11 protein-coding genes and 1 tRNA gene are annotated in these 16,056 nt (G+C 65.7%); 4 read left to right on the top strand and 8 right to left on the bottom strand.

The genetic code is table 11. The annotated features are described in order from the left end of the window. Positions 1-522: 522 nt before the first annotated feature. Both ACFPTO_RS03850 and ACFPTO_RS03845 read left to right on the top strand, forming a co-directional pair. Positions 523-599 (top strand) — tRNA-Asp (locus tag ACFPTO_RS03850). 111 nt (positions 600-710) lie between these two features. Further along, complete coding sequence (locus ACFPTO_RS03845; protein ID WP_377709581.1) at positions 711-2,648, top strand: SurA N-terminal domain-containing protein; 1,938 nt, start codon at positions 711-713, stop codon at positions 2,646-2,648. 149 nt (positions 2,649-2,797) lie between these two features. Here ACFPTO_RS03845 and ACFPTO_RS03840 read toward each other — a convergent pair whose 3' ends face one another. After that, on the bottom strand, positions 2,798-3,157 hold the full coding sequence (locus ACFPTO_RS03840) for a hypothetical protein (RefSeq protein WP_377709579.1): 360 nt from the start codon (positions 3,155-3,157) through the stop codon (positions 2,798-2,800). A 157-nt stretch (positions 3,158-3,314) separates the two neighbouring features. Continuing rightward, positions 3,315-3,971, bottom strand: a complete 657-nt coding sequence (locus ACFPTO_RS03835) for an arylesterase (RefSeq protein WP_377709577.1) — start codon at positions 3,969-3,971, stop codon at positions 3,315-3,317. A gap of 120 nt (positions 3,972-4,091) precedes the next feature. Here ACFPTO_RS03835 and ACFPTO_RS03830 point away from each other — a divergent pair, with 120 nt between their 5' ends. Further along, positions 4,092-4,826, top strand: a complete 735-nt coding sequence (locus ACFPTO_RS03830; protein ID WP_377709576.1) for an ABC transporter ATP-binding protein — start codon at positions 4,092-4,094, stop codon at positions 4,824-4,826. Between the two features lie 79 nt (positions 4,827-4,905). Here ACFPTO_RS03830 and pgi read toward each other — a convergent pair whose 3' ends face one another. From pgi to ACFPTO_RS03815, 3 genes are all read right to left on the bottom strand, one after another. Next, positions 4,906-6,531 carry a glucose-6-phosphate isomerase gene (pgi, locus tag ACFPTO_RS03825; protein ID WP_377709575.1) on the bottom strand — a complete coding sequence of 542 codons (1,626 nt, stop codon included), beginning with the start codon at positions 6,529-6,531 and terminating at the stop codon, positions 4,906-4,908. 268 nt (positions 6,532-6,799) lie between these two features. Then, positions 6,800-8,371, bottom strand: coding sequence for an NAD(P)H-hydrate dehydratase (locus tag ACFPTO_RS03820; protein ID WP_377709574.1), 1,572 nt, complete (start codon positions 8,369-8,371; stop codon positions 6,800-6,802). Positions 8,372-8,515: 144 nt separating this feature from the next. After that, positions 8,516-9,811, bottom strand: coding sequence for an FAD-dependent oxidoreductase (locus ACFPTO_RS03815; protein WP_377709572.1), 1,296 nt, complete (start codon positions 9,809-9,811; stop codon positions 8,516-8,518). Between the two features lie 305 nt (positions 9,812-10,116). Here ACFPTO_RS03815 and purL point away from each other — a divergent pair, with 305 nt between their 5' ends. Beyond that, entirely contained in the window at positions 10,117-14,205 is a 4,089-nt protein-coding gene (gene purL, locus ACFPTO_RS03810) for a phosphoribosylformylglycinamidine synthase (RefSeq protein WP_377709570.1), read from the top strand. A gap of 166 nt (positions 14,206-14,371) precedes the next feature. Here purL and ACFPTO_RS03805 read toward each other — a convergent pair whose 3' ends face one another. Genes ACFPTO_RS03805 through ACFPTO_RS03795 form a run of 3 tightly spaced genes read right to left on the bottom strand, consistent with a single transcriptional unit; the run spans position 14,372 to position 16,047 of the window. Beyond that, a complete protein-coding gene (locus ACFPTO_RS03805; RefSeq protein ID WP_377709569.1) occupies positions 14,372-15,151 on the bottom strand; it encodes a peptidylprolyl isomerase in 780 nt (259 codons plus the stop codon). Positions 15,152-15,202: 51 nt separating this feature from the next. Beyond that, the gene (locus ACFPTO_RS03800; RefSeq protein ID WP_377709567.1) at positions 15,203-15,514 is read right to left on the bottom strand and encodes a BolA family protein; all 312 of its coding nucleotides are present in this window, start codon (positions 15,512-15,514) and stop codon (positions 15,203-15,205) included. Beyond that, positions 15,511-16,047 carry a septation protein A gene (locus ACFPTO_RS03795; protein ID WP_377709565.1) on the bottom strand — a complete coding sequence of 179 codons (537 nt, stop codon included), beginning with the start codon at positions 16,045-16,047 and terminating at the stop codon, positions 15,511-15,513. Before ACFPTO_RS03795 ends, ACFPTO_RS03800 begins: the two co-directional genes overlap by 4 nt. Between the last annotated feature and the right edge of the window lie 9 nt (positions 16,048-16,056).

Raw genomic sequence — 16,056 nt, 5'->3', positions numbered from 1 at the left:
GCGGTGCTCAAGGAAGGTTGGAAGGAGTTCCTTCGTCGAGTTACGATGTGGCTCAAACGATGTGGGTGTTGGGCTCGCTTCTGAGACTGTCTTCGTAGCTAATTCGGTAATCCCATGTAAGGTTCCGGCCGTCTGCAATATTGGATTGGAGCGCCGAATGTGGCAGTTGCCGAATTTTTCGATATCAGGCGGCATGAGAAGGTGACCGCGACCGCTATATAGCTACAGCTATTTCAATGACGCTTTATCGCTGGCATCAGCATCGACGCCGACATTGTTTGCCCGGACGCGCCACGGCTTGAGGGTCGGTGCAGTCTGCAAATTTCTGTTGCGGGCTGGCCACATTTAGGGCAAAATTCTGCCTCGTTGTATTTTTCGTTGTATCCGCAGGATCGAACTGGAGCGAAGCCTTATCCATCAAGGCAAGCGAGGGTTTCTTGGAACCCCTCAGCACCCACCAGTTTTCGGTTCCTCAGGCATCTGCATCGGTAGTTGCCGGATAGTTGCAGAATGCAACCGCACGGAGCGGTAGTTCAGTTGGTCAGAATACCGGCCTGTCACGCCGGGGGTCGCGGGTTCGAGCCCCGTCCGCTCCGCCAGATCTTTCTAAAGAAGGCGAACCGAAGGCAAACTGCGGTTCGCCTTTTTTATTGTCCTCTGAGGTAATATCGGGCGTTCTGTTTTTGGGCCCTCCCTTCGCTCTGTCACGCATGCTCGACTTTTTCCGCAATCACAAACGGCTGATGATGTTCCTGCTGCTCCTGGTGATCCTGCCAGGGCTCGGCTTCGTCGGCATTCAAGGTTTCCGCGGCTTCTTCGACGAAAGCGCAAATGTCGCAAGCGTCGATGGACACAACATTACGCGTGTCGAGTACGACAACGCCGCGCGTCAGCAACTCGATCAGGCTCGCCAGGTCATGGGCGCGAGCTTCGACCAGGCACTGTTCGACACGCCGCAGCATCGCAAGGACATTCTCGACGGCATGATCCAGCAGCGTGTGCTCGCCGCCGAGACGCAGCGCCTGCACCTCAGCGCTTCGGACGAGGCCGTGCGCCGCGCGTTGTTGTCCGATCCGATCATTGCGTCGCTCAAGAAGCCCGACGGCTCGATGGACCTCGACCGTTACAAGGAAATGCTCGCCATGCAGGGCATGACGCCCGAGCAGTACGACGAGCGCGTGCGCTACAGCCTCGCGATGGAGCAGTTGCCGGCCGCGGTCATCAGCAGCGCGTTCACGCCGAAGTCGCTCGCGCAGCAGCTCACGGCGCTCTCCGAACAGCAGCGCGAAGTCCAGGCGCTTGCATTCCACGCCGCCGACTATGCGCCCAAGGTGCAGCCGACCGACGCGGAACTGCAGGCCTACTACGACGCGCACAAGAGCGATTTCGCCACGCCGGCAACGGCCCAGATCCAGTATCTGGTGCTGTCGGCGGCGGCGGTGGCGGCCACGGTTCATCCGTCCGACGCCGATCTCAAGCAGTTCTACAACGACAACATCGCCCACTACCGCACCGACGAACAGGTGCGCGCAAGCCACATCCTGATCGCCGTGCCGAAGGATGCGAGCGCGGCCGACCGGAGCGCTGCGAAGCAGAAGGCGGAATCGATCCTCGCCGAAGTGCGGGCCCATCCCGACCAGTTCGCGCAGATCGCGCAGAAGGATTCGCAGGATCCGGGTTCGGCAGCGAAGGGCGGCGATCTCGGCTTCTTCGGCCGCGGCATGATCGCGGGCGGCGAAGCGTTCGACGATGCCGTCTTCAAGCTCAAAAAGGACGAAATCAGCGACGTGATCCAGTCGGACTTCGGCTATCACATTGTCAAGGTCACGGACGTCAAGCCGTCGGCGACGAAGCCGTTCGAAGAGGTGAAGGCCTCGATCCTGAGCGACGTCAAGGCGCAACAGGCCACGAAGCTGCTCGGCGACGCTACCGAAGGCTTCACCTCACTGGTCTATGAGCAGCCGAAGAGCCTGCAACCGGCCGCCGACAAGTTCAAGCTGACCATCCAGACCGCAACGGTCACGTCGAAGCCGAACCCGGCGCTGCCGCCGGACAGCCCGTTGAACAATCAAAAGTTCCTCGACGCGGTGTTCGCGAACGACTCGGTGAACCAGCACAACAACACGCAGGCGATCGACGTCGGCAACAGCACGTTGATCTCGGCGCACGTCACGAACTTCAAGCCGGCGGCAACGCCCGAATTCGCCGCGGTCAAGGATGCGGTGCGCCAGCGCGTCATCGCGCAGCAGGCCGCCGACCTCGCGCGCAAGGACGGTCAGGCCAGGCTCGCCGATCTGCAGAAGTCCAAGGCGACCGCCGGATTCTCTGCAGCGGTGAAGGTTTCGCGTAACGAGGCGCAGGGTCTGTCCGCTGCGGCGCTGTCGGCGGTTTTCAAGGCCGATGCGCAGAGTCTGCCGGCCTATGTCGGCGTCGATCTCGGCAGCGACGGTTTTGCGATCTATCGCATCAATGCCGTCACGAACGGCCCGGCCGCCGAAGGCCCGCGTCTCGCCGGTGCGCAGCAGCAGCTCGCGCAGGTGAGCGGGCAATCGCAGGTGCAGGCCTATCTCGATGCGCTGCGTGATCGCTCGAAGGTGAAGTACTACGGCTCGCTCGGTCCGGCTGGCCAGTCCGGCGACGGGCAGTAAGACAGACGGCACGGCCCGCCGTGCCAGCAGCAATAAAGCCCCGCAACGGGCTGTGCCGCCAGGCTGGATGTCGATCCAGCTTTGCGGCGCGGTCCGGGATTGCGGGGCTTTTGACTTTTCAGGGCTTGCGGCACGCGCAGCCGGTGCGATCAGAGGCAGGCCGTAATGGCGCTGGTGGCGTCGCTACCGTTTGCGGCATCGACGCCGCTACCGGCGCGGTAGCCAACCCAGGTTTTGTTATTGGGCGACCAGGACGGGCGCACCGTTGCGGCAGCGCCATCGGGCGGCCGCTGGCCCGGCATATAGACATCGATCGCCTGGTTGTTGGCCGTCATCATCTGCGAGACGACCTGCTGTTGCGACCGATCGGCCCACTTCTGCGCGATGCACTGTGCAACGGCAGCAGACGGATGCAGGCTCGTGCCGACCGATTCCGCACCCATCGGCAGCGGCTGGCTGGCACAGGCGCCGAGCGTCGCCGCGACGAAAATAACGCACACGTACTTCACACTTCTCTCTCCCGCCAGGGACGGATGGGTTCTGGCGAAAGCCGCCGATCCCCCCAGGCTTCGTGGCCGATGGCCCGGAACGCGCATGGCGCAAACGGCCCTGCGTCGCACGCAGCACTGCGACGCCCGTGCGTCAGCGATCGGCGAGCCGTACAGGCTAGCGCTGTGCGCCGCCAGCGAGGAGCGGTTTGAGCGTCGGCCACACGTTGTCGAGCAGCAAAGGCTGTGCCTGCTGCGTCGGATGAATCTGGTCCGACTGGAACAACTCGGGTTTGTCTGTGAGACCGGCAAGCAGGAACGGAACGAGCGGCACGTGCAATTCCTTGGACAAACGGCCATAGAGGCCATGGAATTGCTGCGTATAGTCGAGTCCATAGTTGGGCGGCACATACATGCCGACGAGCATCGGTTTCGCGTTGCCCTTGCGGATCTGGGCGATGATGGCGCGCAGATTGCTCTCGGTCGTGGTGAGCGGGACGCCGCGCAGCGCATCGTTGGCGCCGAGTTCGACGATGACGATCGAGGGCTTGAGGCGCTGCATCACGAGCGGCAGGCGGGCAAGGCCGCCGCTCGTCGTGTCCCCGCTGATGCTCGCATTCGCAACGGTATAATCGATTCGCTTGTTCGCGAGCCGCTCGCGCATCAGTGCGACCCAGCCCGTGTCGCGCGGCAGGCCGTATTCGGCGGAGAGACTGTCGCCGAGCACCACGATCACGGGCTTCGCCGTGTCGGCCGCAGCAGTGGCGGGCGGCGTGGCCGCGATTGCGGGCTGCGCGCCGGTGATCGCAAATAGCGCAAATAGCATTGCGATCATGGCGAACGCGGTGACGAGTCTGGCGCAGGCAATCGCGCAAGCAGCCGTCCAGGCATTGCTGAAACCTGCGGCAAACGGCGCGCCGGGCTGCGCCTTGATGGCTAACCTGTGCTTGATCATATGCGAATGAATAGTGATCCAGTCATCGAAGTGCGCGGATTGTGCAAGCGGGTCATCGATGCCACCGGTGAGTTGACGATACTCGACGGTATCGATCTCACCGTCCACGCTGGCAGCAGTGTGGCGATCGTCGGCGCTTCGGGTTCGGGCAAGTCTACGCTGCTCGGACTGCTAGCGGGGCTGGATAGCGCGAGCGCGGGTTCCGTCCGGTTGCTTGGCGAGGAGTTGACCGGCATGGCCGAGGATCAACGCGCGGCGCTGCGCAACGGTTCCGTCGGCTTCGTGTTCCAGTCGTTCCAGTTGATGCCGCATCTCACCGCACTTGAAAATGTCGCGCTGCCGCTTGAACTGCAGGGCGGCATGTCCACACGCGAGGCATTCGCGCGCTCGCGCGCACTGCTCGAACGCGTCGGCCTCGGACAGCGAACGGGGCACTATCCCAAACTCCTCTCGGGTGGCGAACAGCAACGCGTGGCGCTTGCGCGCGCATTCGTGACGCATCCCGCCGTCCTCTTCGCCGACGAACCCACGGGCAGTCTCGACGCCGCTACGGGTCACGCAGTCATCGACCTGATGTTCGAGATGAATCGTGCGAACGGGGCGACGCTCGTGCTGGTCACACACGACATCGATCTTGCACGCCGCTGCGACACGACCGTGACGATCGAAGCGGGGCGGCGCGTGATGCATGGCGAAGTGCTCGATTCCGGCAAGATCGAAGAAGCCGGACGCTGAATTACATGCTGCTTTACAAACGAAGGGCGTGCGCCGCGGCGCACGCCCTTCGCATCATCGGATTCCCGCTGATTCCGCCTTATTCCGCACGCTTGAGTGCGGCGCGCGCTCGCGCGATCAGCGTGGCTGTCGACGAGTCGTGCTGCTTCGCGTCGCCGGCAGCGGCGGTGAGATCGGCCTCGACCACCTTGCCGAGAATCTTGCCGAGTTCCACGCCCCACTGGTCGAACGGATTGATGTTCCACACGGACGCCTGCACGAGCACCTTGTGCTCGTAGAGCGCGATCAGCGCGCCGAGCGTGCGTGCGTTGATCGCATCGACAAGCAGTGTCGTGGTCGGCCGGTTGCCGGGGAACACCAGGTGCGGCACGAGTTCGGGCTTGTCGGGTCCGGCCACCTTGCGCGCTTCCTCTTCGGTACGGCCGAGCATCAGCGCTTCGCTTTGCGCGAAGCAGTTGGCGAGCAGCTTCGGATGATGGTCGCCAAGCGGATGTTCCGGCGTGAGCACCGCAATGAAGTCGATCGGCACGATCGTCGGCCCCTGGTGCAGCATCTGGAAGAACGCGTGCTGGCCGTTGGTGCCGGGTTCGCCCCAGGTGACGGCGGCGGTGGGGTAATCGACGAACCGTCCGTCGAGCCGCGCCGACTTGCCGTTGCTCTCCATTTCGAGTTGCTGGAGATAGGCGGGCAGGTAGTGCAGCGCCTCCGAGTACGGCGCGACCAGATAGCTCTGCGAGCCGAAGAAGTTGCGATACCAGACGCCGATCATCCCGAGGAGCACCGGCAGGTTGCGTTCGAGCGGCGCCTCGCGGAAGTGCTGGTCCATGTCGTGCGCGCCCGCGAGCAGTTCGTCGAATTGCGCGGATCCGATCGCGATCATGATCGAGAGGCCCACCGCCGACCACAGCGAATAGCGGCCGCCCACCCAGTCCCACATCTCGAATACGTTCGTGGCGGCGATGCCGAACTTCACGACTTCGGCCGGATTCGCCGACACGCCCACGAAATGCTTCGCAAGTGCGCTTTCCGGGCAGCCGTTCTGCACGAACCAGTCGCGCATCGAGCGCGCGTTGGTCATCGTCTCGAGCGTGGTGAACGTCTTCGAGACGATGATGGCCAGCGTCTCTTCGGGATCGATATGCTCGATCACGCGCCACAGATCTGCGCCGTCGACATTCGAAACGAAGTGCGAGCTGATTTCCGGCGCCGCCAGGTGATGCAGGGCGTGCACGACCATCTTCGGCCCGAGATCCGAACCGCCGATGCCGATATTCACGACATGACGGATGCGCTTGCCCGTGTAGCCGGTCCAGGCGCCGCTGCGCACGGCGTCGGCGAACTTCGCCATCTTCGCGCGCTCGGCGACGATCTGGGCGTGGAACGGCGCGTCGAGCCCGGTCGCGCGCAACGCGGTGTGCAGCGCCGCGCGGCCTTCGGTCGGGTTGACGATCTCGCCTGCGAACATCGCGTCGCGGCGGGCTTCGACGCCCGCGTCACGCGCGAGCTGCACGAGCAGATTCAGCGTGGCGTCGGTGATGCGATTTTTGGAGAAGTCGGCCGCAAGACCTCCGCCCGTGAACGTGAAACGCTCGGCGCGGGTCGGTACGGTGTCGTTGGCGGGCGCGAACCAGTCGCGCAGGCGCTCATCGCGGATTTGTTCGTAGTGCGTCTGAAGCGCGGACCATGCAGGAAGCGGATTCGTCATGTTCGTCTGGCAAGGAAGCACGGTGGGAAGGCGGCGGATACCGTCCGCCGGTTTGGCGGAGGCGTTTCGCGCGCGGTGCGGTTGCGCGCCCGCGCTCGATGAATGCCGGTGGCGTGGTGAGTCAGTATAGCGGGCTCGCGTGAACCTGCGCAGTCATGGTGGGGCGCGAAGGCGGTGCTCCAGGGACGCACGTTCGTGCGTTTGCGAGCTACCGCGCATAACGCATGTCCAGCAAGCGGCGTGCCGCCTCACGCCGTTACGCGTCGCTCTAGTCGCGCGACGGATAAAACAGCCGGTTCATGAGCCGCCGCACCATCGGTGCGAGTTCGCCTGCCGCGAGGCCGGCCGGTCCGCCGCCTTCCGCGCAGAGCGCCTCGGCGGCGAGGCCGTGCAGCCAGACGCCCGCGAGGGCCGCTTCGAACGGCGGCAGCCGTTGTGCGAGCAGCGCGCCGATCAGGCCGCCGAGCACGTCGCCCGTGCCGCCCGTCGCGAGTGCCGCGTTGCCGGTTGGATTGATGGCGATGCGTCCGTCGGGCGCTGCGATGATGGTGCCGCTGCCCTTGAGCACGGCCACCGCGGAGAAGCGCGCCGCGAGCGCGCGCGCAGCCGCGACGCGGTCTCGTTGCACGAAAGCCGTATCCGCGGCCAGCAGGCGGGCCGCTTCCAGCGGATGCGGCGTGATCACGCACGGCGTGCCGCGCGCGGCGATACGGGCGCCGAGCGCGCCGTCGCCCGCGACGAGATTGAGCGCATCGGCATCGAGCAGCACGGGGACGTTCAACTGCAGGATCGAGTCGACGAGATCGCGTGCCGCGACGCTGCCGCCCATGCCGCAGCCGGCGGCAATGGCATCCATGGCATCGGTGTCGAGCCTGTCTGCCGCGTGCAGCATCAGTTCGGGATGCGGCGGATCGTAGGGCGGCGCATCGCTGCCGACGAATCCCACATGGACCTTGCCCGCACCTGAGAGCAGTGCGGCGCGCGCCGCCAGAATGGGTGCACCGCACATGCCGGTGTCGCCGCCGATAACGGCCAGTGTGCCGAACGTGCCCTTGTGCGTCGCGTAATCGCGCGCGGGCAGCCAGGCGGCGAAGAGAGCAGGTGCATTGAGGCGGGCGGCCGATGGGTGAGCTTCCGTGTCGATGCCGATCGGTGCGACGCTCACGGCGCCCGCGTGGTCGCGGCCCGCGCCGGTGTAGAGGCCGGGCTTGGCCGCGATGAACGTGACGGTGTGGGTTGCGCGCACGGCAGGCCCGCTGCCGACGACGTTGCCCGTGTCGCTGTCGAGGCCGCTCGGCACGTCGAGTGCGAGCACGTGGCCGTGGCTCCTCGCGCGTGCGGAGAGCCGCGCAGCGAGATCCGCGAAAACGCCGTCGAGCCCGCGCGCGAGTCCGATGCCGAACATCCCGTCGACAAGCCAGCCATATGCGTCGAACGAGGCAGGCGGCGCAGCCGTGATGGGAGCGCCCGCGGCGCGCGCAACGCTCAGCGCCCAGCGCGCGTCGTCGGGTTTGACCTCGACCGGCATGCAGACTTCGACGGCCACGCCCGCCCGATGCAGTTCCGTCGCGACGACGAGCGCATCGCCGCCGTTATTGCCCGGCCCGGCCGCGAACCAGACGGGTTTGCCGCCTGCGGGCGAGGGCGCATGTGCGATCTGCTCGTTCAGGAAGCGCGCGGCGGCGGCTCCGGCGCGGGCCATGAGCGTGTGTTCGGGCAGACCAGCCTGCGCGGCGGTTTCGCAGACGCGCAATTCCTCGACGGTCAGGAGCGGGACGGGCCGGTCGTGCGGCGTGAAGAGCGTCGGTGCGGTGGGGGCGGGCAGCGGCGTGGCGGACATGGCGAGGGCGGATCGTGATATCGACAGTGCAACGATACCCGAGCCATCGCGTCGTGGGGCTCCGGGTTCTTGTCGAAACCGGGGCTTGCCGCGCACCCGGACTGCCTCAGGCAGCTTCGCCGGGCGCGGCGCAGGTAGAGCGGCTTACCCGCGATCCGGCCGCAGGGCGGCGACGGTGTCGTCCGGAAGATCGGGCTTGATGCCCGTGATCTGCTGCGCGATGAGCTGTGCCGAGCCGAGCGCGAGCGCCCAGCCTGCCGGGCCGTGTCCGGCGTTGACGAAGAGCCGCGGATGACCGGCGTTGCCAACAGCAGGCAGGCCGTCCGCCGACAGCAGCTTCATGCCTTCCCAGGCCAGTGCGGCGGAAATCCGCGCTGCGCCCGGCGCCCAGTCGCGCGAAGCTTCGCCGAGCAGCGCCTGGGCCTGCTCGGTGAGTGCTTCGGTGAGCGGCTCGTCGGCCTGGCGCGCGCGCAGCAGCACGCCGCCGCCCGAAATCCGCAGACGGTGATTCATACGCGTGACCGCCACGCGCCTGGCGGTGTCGACGATCGTCGTGTGCGGCACGCATTCCTCATGCGCGACCGGCGCGTTCAATGTGTGCACGCGCAACGGATAAAGCGGCAGCTTGACGCCGAATGGCGCCACGAGGCGCGGCGTCTGCGCGCCCGCCGCCACGACCACGGCGTCGCCGGAGATGACTTCGACGTCGCGCGTGCGGGCGTCCTCGGGCAGGCGCGGCGCGAGTTCGACGGCGGCGCGGCCGCTCTCGAGCCGGATCGCGCTGACTTCGCGGCCGGTCTGGAATTGCACGCCGCCGTTGTTGTCGAGCAGCTGCTTGAGCTGCTTCACGAAGAGCGGGCAGTTCGCCACGCGCCCCGAATCGAAGTGCACGCCGCCCGCAAACGGCGGATCGGCGGGAATGTTGTGCTCGAACGCGACGCATTCGGCCGCGCTCAGTGCGTAATGCGGCACCTCGAAGCGGCGCAGCAGTTCGAGCGCAGGTTGCGTGAGCGCCCATTCGCCGGTGCTGCGCACGAGATAGAGCAGGCCCTTGCGCTGTTCGTATTCGAGCTGGAAGCGGTTTTCGGCGTCGCCGAGCGCGCTTTCGGCGGCTTCGATCAGCGGGCGCAGCTGCGCGTAGCGGGCCGCGAAGGCTTCGGAGCCGTGCAGCGTGCGCAGCCGCTTGACGAACGCGCGTGCCGGGCCCCCGAATCCCGTCCGGCAGATCACGCCGCCCGCGCCGTGCCGTCCATCGCGCAAAAAGGTGGGGCCGAACCAGACGTCGAGCGGAGTGGGCAGCACGATGCCGCTGTGGCCATATGTGGCGCCTTGCGCAACCGTCGCATGGCGTTCGACCACGCAGACGCGGTGACCCGCCGCGCGCAACTGGTAGGCTGTGGCGACGCCGGCGATTCCGCCGCCAATGACGATGACATCCATGACAATACGATCTGCAGGCAGACGGCGCGCCGACGGGAATGGGGCGCCGTGCCAGGGGTGGGGCGTGCGGCGCGCGTTTTTTTGCGAGCCGATCGGGTGAAACGCGCAATCATAGCAGCCAAACGGGCCGCCTCGCCATGCGCCCAAAGGGTCAGCGCTGCGTCTGCCGGGCCGTGACGGGCCTTCCGCGCTATAATTGCGGACTCCCTTTCGCCTGCCGTCGCCGCCTTGGCGACTCATCGCCGCCGTGCGAGGCGAATTCCGCGACGCAATTTCGACGCAACCTCGACGCAACGTCCCAGTCCATGGCCCACTTCTCGTGTTTCCCCGGTGCTTCGGCCCTCTCCGACTTCCGTCAAACCCGCCTGCTCGAAACGCTCCAGCGTATCGGTGCGAACTTCGACGCCAACATCGTCGGCGCGTACGGGCAGTATCTGCATTTCGTCAATTCGGCTGTGCCGCTCGTCCCTGAGGACAGCGCGAAGATCGAGGCGCTGATGCACTACGGCGCGCCGTTCGCGGCGCCGCAGGAACGCGGCAGCACGGTGACGTTCCTCGTCGTGCCGCGTTTTGGCACGGTTTCGCCGTGGGCGAGCAAGGCCACCGACATCGCGCACCACTGCGGTCTCGAACAGGTGCGCCGCATCGAGCGCGGCGTCGAGTACACGGTGGTGCTGAAGTCGGGCATCCTCGGCGGCAAGAAAACGCTCTCCGACGAAGCGCGCGAAGCGGTTGCGGCAGCGCTGCACGATCGCATGACCGAAAGCGTGGCGGCCTCGCGCGACGCGGCGTTGCACCTCTTCGACGAACTGCCCGCGAAGCCGATGCAGACCGTGGACGTGCTCGGCCACGGCCGCAAGGCGCTTGAACTCGCGAACGGCGAACTGGGCCTCGCGCTCGCCGATGACGAAATCGACTATCTCGTCGATGCGTTCATGAAGCTCGAACGCAATCCCACCGACGTCGAACTGATGATGTTCGCGCAGGCCAACAGCGAGCACTGCCGCCACAAGATCTTCAACGCGAGCTGGACCATCGACGGCCAGGACCAGGATCTGTCGCTCTTCGCGATGATCCGCAACACCGAAAAAATGAGTCCGCAGGGCACGATCGTCGCGTATTCGGACAATTCCTCGATCATGGAAGGCGCGGTCGCGGAGCGCTGGTTCCCGCGCAAGGCGGGTAGCGCGGGCGCGCCCGCCGAGCAGTACGGCCGCCACACCGAACTCACGCACACGCTGATGAAGGTGGAGACGCACAACCACCCGACCGCGATCTCGCCGTTCCCGGGCGCCGCAACGGGCGCGGGCGGCGAAATCCGCGACGAGGGCGCGACGGGGCGCGGCGCGCGTCCGAAGGCCGGTCTCACGGGCTTCACGGTCTCGAACCTCGAACTGCCCGATGCATGCGAATCCTGGGAGAACGCGCGCGACGCCGCCACGCCGCTCGCGCACCGCAATCCCGCCGACGAAGCCACGGCCTATGGCCGTCCGGACCGCATCGCATCGCCGCTGCAGATCATGATCGACGGCCCGCTTGGCGGCGCGGCGTTCAACAACGAATTCGGCCGCCCGAATCTCGGCGGCTACTTCCGCGTCTACGAGCAGAACGTTGCGGGCACCGTGCGCGGCTATCACAAGCCGATCATGATCGCGGGCGGCATCGGCAACATCAGCGCGCAGCACACGCACAAGCACGACTTGCCTGAAGGCTCGCTGCTGATCCAGATCGGCGGCCCGGGCATGCGCATCGGCATGGGCGGCGGCGCGGCCAGCTCGATGGCCACCGGCACGAACACCGCCCAGCTCGACTTCGATTCGGTCCAGCGCGGCAACCCGGAAATCGAGCGCCGCGCGCAGGAAGTCATCAACTCGTGCTGGCAACTGGGCGAGCACAACCCGATCCTGAGCATTCATGACGTCGGCGCGGGCGGTCTTTCGAACGCGTTCCCCGAACTCGTCGATGGCGCGGACAAGGGCGCGCGCTTCGAACTGCGCAAGGTCCAGCTCGAAGAGTCGGGGCTGTCGCCGCGCGAAATCTGGTCGAACGAAGCGCAGGAGCGCTACGTGCTCGCGATTTCGCCCGCCGATCTGCCCATGTTCGAAGCGATCTGCACGCGCGAGCGCTGTCCGTTCGCCGTGGTCGGCGTGGCGAGCGCCGAGCGCGAACTGAAGCTCATCGACACCGACGAAAAGGCGCTGGCCGCGAACGGCAACCACCAGCCGGTGGACATGCCGATGGACATTCTGCTCGGCAAGCCGCCGCGCATGCACCGCGACGTCGAGCACGCGAGCACGCCGCTCGTGCCGGTCGACGTGACCGGCGTGGCATTTGACGAAGTCGCCAAGAGCGTGCTGCGTCATCCGACTGTCGGCAGCAAGTCCTTCCTCATCACGATCGGCGACCGCTCGGTGGGCGGCACGAGCGTGCGCGACCAGATGGTCGGCCCGTGGCAGGTGCCGGTCGCCGACTGCGCGATTACGACGCTCGATTACGCGGGCTACAAGGGCGAAGCGATGACGATGGCCGAGCGCACGCCGCTCGCCGTCATCGACGCGCCCGCGTCGGGCCGCATGGCCATCGGCGAGGCCATCACGAACATTGCGTGCGCACCCATCGCCTCGCTCGACAAGCTCAAGCTCTCGGCGAACTGGATGGCCGCGTGCGGCGCGCCCGGCGAAGACGCCGCGCTCTACGACACCGTGAAGGCGATCGGCATGGAGCTGTGCCCGGCGCTCGGCATCGGCATTCCGGTCGGCAAGGATTCGTTGTCGATGCGCACCAAGTGGAACGAGCAGGGCGTCGCGAAGGAAGTGGTCGCGCCGGTGTCGCTGATCATCTCGGCATTCGCGCAAGTCGACGACGTGCGCCGCCATCTCACGCCGCAACTGCGCCGTGTCGACGAGGCCGGCGAATCGGTGCTGATCGTGATCGACCTCGGCCGCGGCAAAAACCGCCTCGGCGGCAGCGTCTTCGCGCAGGTCACGCAGCAGGTGGGTCACGCGGTGCCGGACGTCGACAGCGCAGACGACCTCAAGCAGTTCTTCACGGCAATCCAGCAACTCAACGCGAACGAGCAGTTGCTTGCCTATCACGACCGCTCGGACGGCGGCCTGTGGGCGACGGTGTGCGAAATGGCGTTCGCGGGTCACGTGGGCGTGTCGCTCAACGTCGACATGCTCACGCTGGACTCCGAGCACGAATCCGATTACGGCGATGCAAAAGACTGGACGCAACAGACGAGCGGCCGTCGCGAAGACCGCACGCTGCGTGCGCTGTTCGCGGAAGAACTCGGCGCCGTGATCCAGGTGCCCGCCCAGCAGCGCGACGCCGTGTTCGCGGTGCTGCGCCAGCACAGCCTGTCGGCTTGTTCGCACGTGATCGGCCATCTGAACGACCGCGACGCCATCGAGATCTATCGCGACGCGAAGCGCATCTACCAGACGCCGCGCGCCGAACTGCAGCGCGCGTGGAGCGAAGTGAGCTGGCGCATTGCGCGCCTGCGCGACAATCCGGCCTGCGCCGATGCCGAATACGATGCGCTCCTCGACGCCGCCGATCCGGGCATGACGCCGCATCTGACGTTCGATCCGTCCGACGACATCGCAGCACCGTTCGTCGCCACGGGCGCGCGTCCGCGTGTGGCGATCCTGCGCGAGCAGGGCGTGAACTCGCACCTCGAAACCGCGTACGCGTTCGACCGTGCGGGCTTCGACGCGCATGACGTTCATATGAGCGACCTGCTCGAAGGCCGCGCGACGCTCGCCGATTTCGCGGGCGCAGTCGCCTGCGGCGGTTTCTCGTACGGCGACGTGCTGGGTGCGGGCGAGGGCTGGGCGAAGACGATCCGCTTCAACGCGAAGCTCGCGGACATGTTCGCGGCCTTCTTCTCGCGCGAGGATACATTCGCACTCGGCATCTGCAACGGCTGCCAGATGATGTCGAGCCTCGCCTCGATGATTCCGGGCGCGGATGCGTGGCCGAAGTTCACGCGCAACAAGTCGGAGCAGTTCGAGGCGCGCTTCTCGCTGGTCGAGGTGCAAGACTCGCCGTCGATCTTCTTCGCCGGCATGGAAGGCTCGCGCATTCCGGTGGCGGTCGCGCACGGCGAAGGGTTCGCGGACTTCTCGCAGCAAGGCGATCTGTCGAAGGTTGCCGTGGCGATGCGCTACGTCGATCACCATGGTCAGGCGACCGAGCGCTATCCGTTCAATCCGAACGGCTCGCCGCAGGGCATCACGTCGGTGACGACGCCCGATGGCCGCTTCACCGTCCTGATGCCGCACACCGAGCGCGTGCAGCGCACCGTGACGATGAGCTGGCATCCGCAGGCATGGGGCGAGGCGAGCCCGTGGATGCGCGCATTCCGCAACGCGCGCAAGTGGGTCGGTTAAGCCGCGCGCCGCGCGCTTGACGCCCACATGAGCGAGCCGGCCTTCGAGCCGGCTTTTTTACGCACTTTTAATCGCTAGTCCGCTACGGCGCGCGCGGAATCAAAAACAAAACCCCGCGCTTTTCGCAAAGCGCGGGGTTCTTCGGCACAGCCGCGTGCAATACGCGTTACTGAATCTTTGCCTGCTTGGCCAGCTTCTCTTCGAACGCCTGCAGCTTTTCCTGTTGCAGTTGCTGCTTGATCTGGTCGCGCACCTGTTCCAGCGGCGGCGGCGCGATCGGGCGCGTGTCGTCGAGGCGGATGATGTGCCAGCCGAACTGCGTGTGAACCGGCGTGTCGGTCATCTGGCCTTTTTGCAGATGCGTGGCCGCTTCGGCGAATTCAGGCACGTAGGCCTTCGGATCCGACCAGTCCAGATCGCCGCCGTTCTTCGCCGAACCCGGGTCCTTCGAGTATTGTTTGGCCAGGTCTTCGAAGCTCGCGCCGGCCTTGATCTTCGCGATCAGGTCCTTCGCCTGCTGCTCGTTGTCCACGAGGATGTGGTGCAGGTGAAATTCGCTGCCGCCTGCTTGCTGCGTCAACTGATCGTAGCGCGCCTTGATATCGGCGTCGCTCGGCTGATTGTTCTTCGCGAAGTTTTCGATCAGCGCGCGCAGCACGACGGTCTGCTGCGCCATGGCGATCTGCGCCTTCACGTCCGGCCGGTTCGGGATGCCCTGGCGCAACGCTTCCTGCATCAGGATTTCGCGTCGCACGAGTTCTTCGCGCACCTGCATTTGCAGCTGCGGCGTATCCTGCTGGCCTTGTTGCACGAGCTGGTTGATCAGCGCATCGGCGCGCGACTTGGGAACCGGCGTGCCGTTGACGACGGCAATGTTTTGCGCGAAGACGGGCGCAGCGGCGCACGCAGCCAGCAACACCCAGAAGCGGGTTTTTTTCAAGGTCATCGAAAAGTCCTAACAGGGCGAACGAACTAAAAGAACGAACTAAAAGATAGGCTACCGGGGCAGCGCTGCAGCTTCTTCCGGCGTGAGCGCCGTGATTACGAGTGCGTGAATGCCGCGCTGCATCGCATCGGCCAGCGCATCATACACCATGCGATGCCTTGCCAGGCGGGCTTTCCCGGCGAATGCGGCCGCAACGATCGTGACGCTGTAGTGCCCGCCCGCGGCTGCGCCGACGTGGCCGGCATGCTGTGCGCTATCGTCGCGCACGTCGATCGACACGACCGGTGCGAGCGCCGCCGAGAGGCGCGACTCGATCAGCGCCACACGCTCAGCCGGGCTTGCGTTGATGAAAACCGCGCTCATTCTTCCTCCTCCTTGATGTAACGCGAGAGCCACAGACTCTGTCCGACGATAAACACGACGAGTATGCCCGTGGCGCCGAACAGCTTGAAATCGACCCATGCGTCCGTCGAGAAGTGGAACGCCACGAAGAGGTTCACGAGGCCGAGCAGCACGAAGAAGATAGACCAGATGAAGTTGAGCTGCGTCCAGATCCGGTGCGGCAGCGTGATCTGCTTGCCCATCATCGCTTCGATCAGGTTCTTGCCGAAGCCGATCTGCGAGACGAGCAGCGCCACGGCGAACGCCCAGTAGAGGACGGTGGGTTTCCACTTGATAAAGGTTTCGTCGTGCAGCACGAGCGTTGCGCCGCCGAACACGGTGACGATCCCGAGGGACAGCCAGAGCATCGGATCGACCTTGCGGTGACGGAATGCGACCCATGCAATCTGCACGAGTGTCGCGACGATCGCCACGGCGGTTGCCGTAAAGATGCCCCACACCTTGAAGGCAACGAAGAACAGGATGATCGGAAACAGATCAAACAGGAATTTCATTATCGGCCT

This window comes from Paraburkholderia denitrificans (assembly GCF_042655705.1).
Lineage (GTDB): Bacteria > Pseudomonadota > Gammaproteobacteria > Burkholderiales > Burkholderiaceae > Paraburkholderia > Paraburkholderia denitrificans.
The sequence above is the reverse complement of the archived record's forward strand: the minus strand, read 5'-3'. Positions and strand labels throughout refer to the sequence as shown.

Bases quoted from the DNA above. Each gene is read 5' to 3' on its own strand.
- ACFPTO_RS03805 (WP_377709569.1), bottom strand. From the start codon at position 15,151: ATGACCTTGAAAAAAACCCGCTTCTGGGTGTTGCTGGCTGCGTGCGCC.
- ACFPTO_RS03845 (WP_377709581.1), top strand. From the start codon at position 711: ATGCTCGACTTTTTCCGCAATCACAAACGGCTGATGATGTTCCTGCTG.
- ACFPTO_RS03795 (WP_377709565.1), bottom strand. From the start codon at position 16,047: ATGAAATTCCTGTTTGATCTGTTTCCGATCATCCTGTTCTTCGTTGCC.
- ACFPTO_RS03800 (WP_377709567.1), bottom strand. From the start codon at position 15,514: ATGAGCGCGGTTTTCATCAACGCAAGCCCGGCTGAGCGTGTGGCGCTG.
- ACFPTO_RS03835 (WP_377709577.1), bottom strand. From the start codon at position 3,971: ATGATCGCAATGCTATTTGCGCTATTTGCGATCACCGGCGCGCAGCCC.
- pgi (WP_377709575.1), bottom strand. From the start codon at position 6,531: ATGACGAATCCGCTTCCTGCATGGTCCGCGCTTCAGACGCACTACGAA.
- purL (WP_377709570.1), top strand. From the start codon at position 10,117: ATGGCCCACTTCTCGTGTTTCCCCGGTGCTTCGGCCCTCTCCGACTTC.
- ACFPTO_RS03820 (WP_377709574.1), bottom strand. From the start codon at position 8,371: ATGTCCGCCACGCCGCTGCCCGCCCCCACCGCACCGACGCTCTTCACG.
- ACFPTO_RS03830 (WP_377709576.1), top strand. From the start codon at position 4,092: ATGCGAATGAATAGTGATCCAGTCATCGAAGTGCGCGGATTGTGCAAG.
- ACFPTO_RS03815 (WP_377709572.1), bottom strand. From the start codon at position 9,811: ATGGATGTCATCGTCATTGGCGGCGGAATCGCCGGCGTCGCCACAGCC.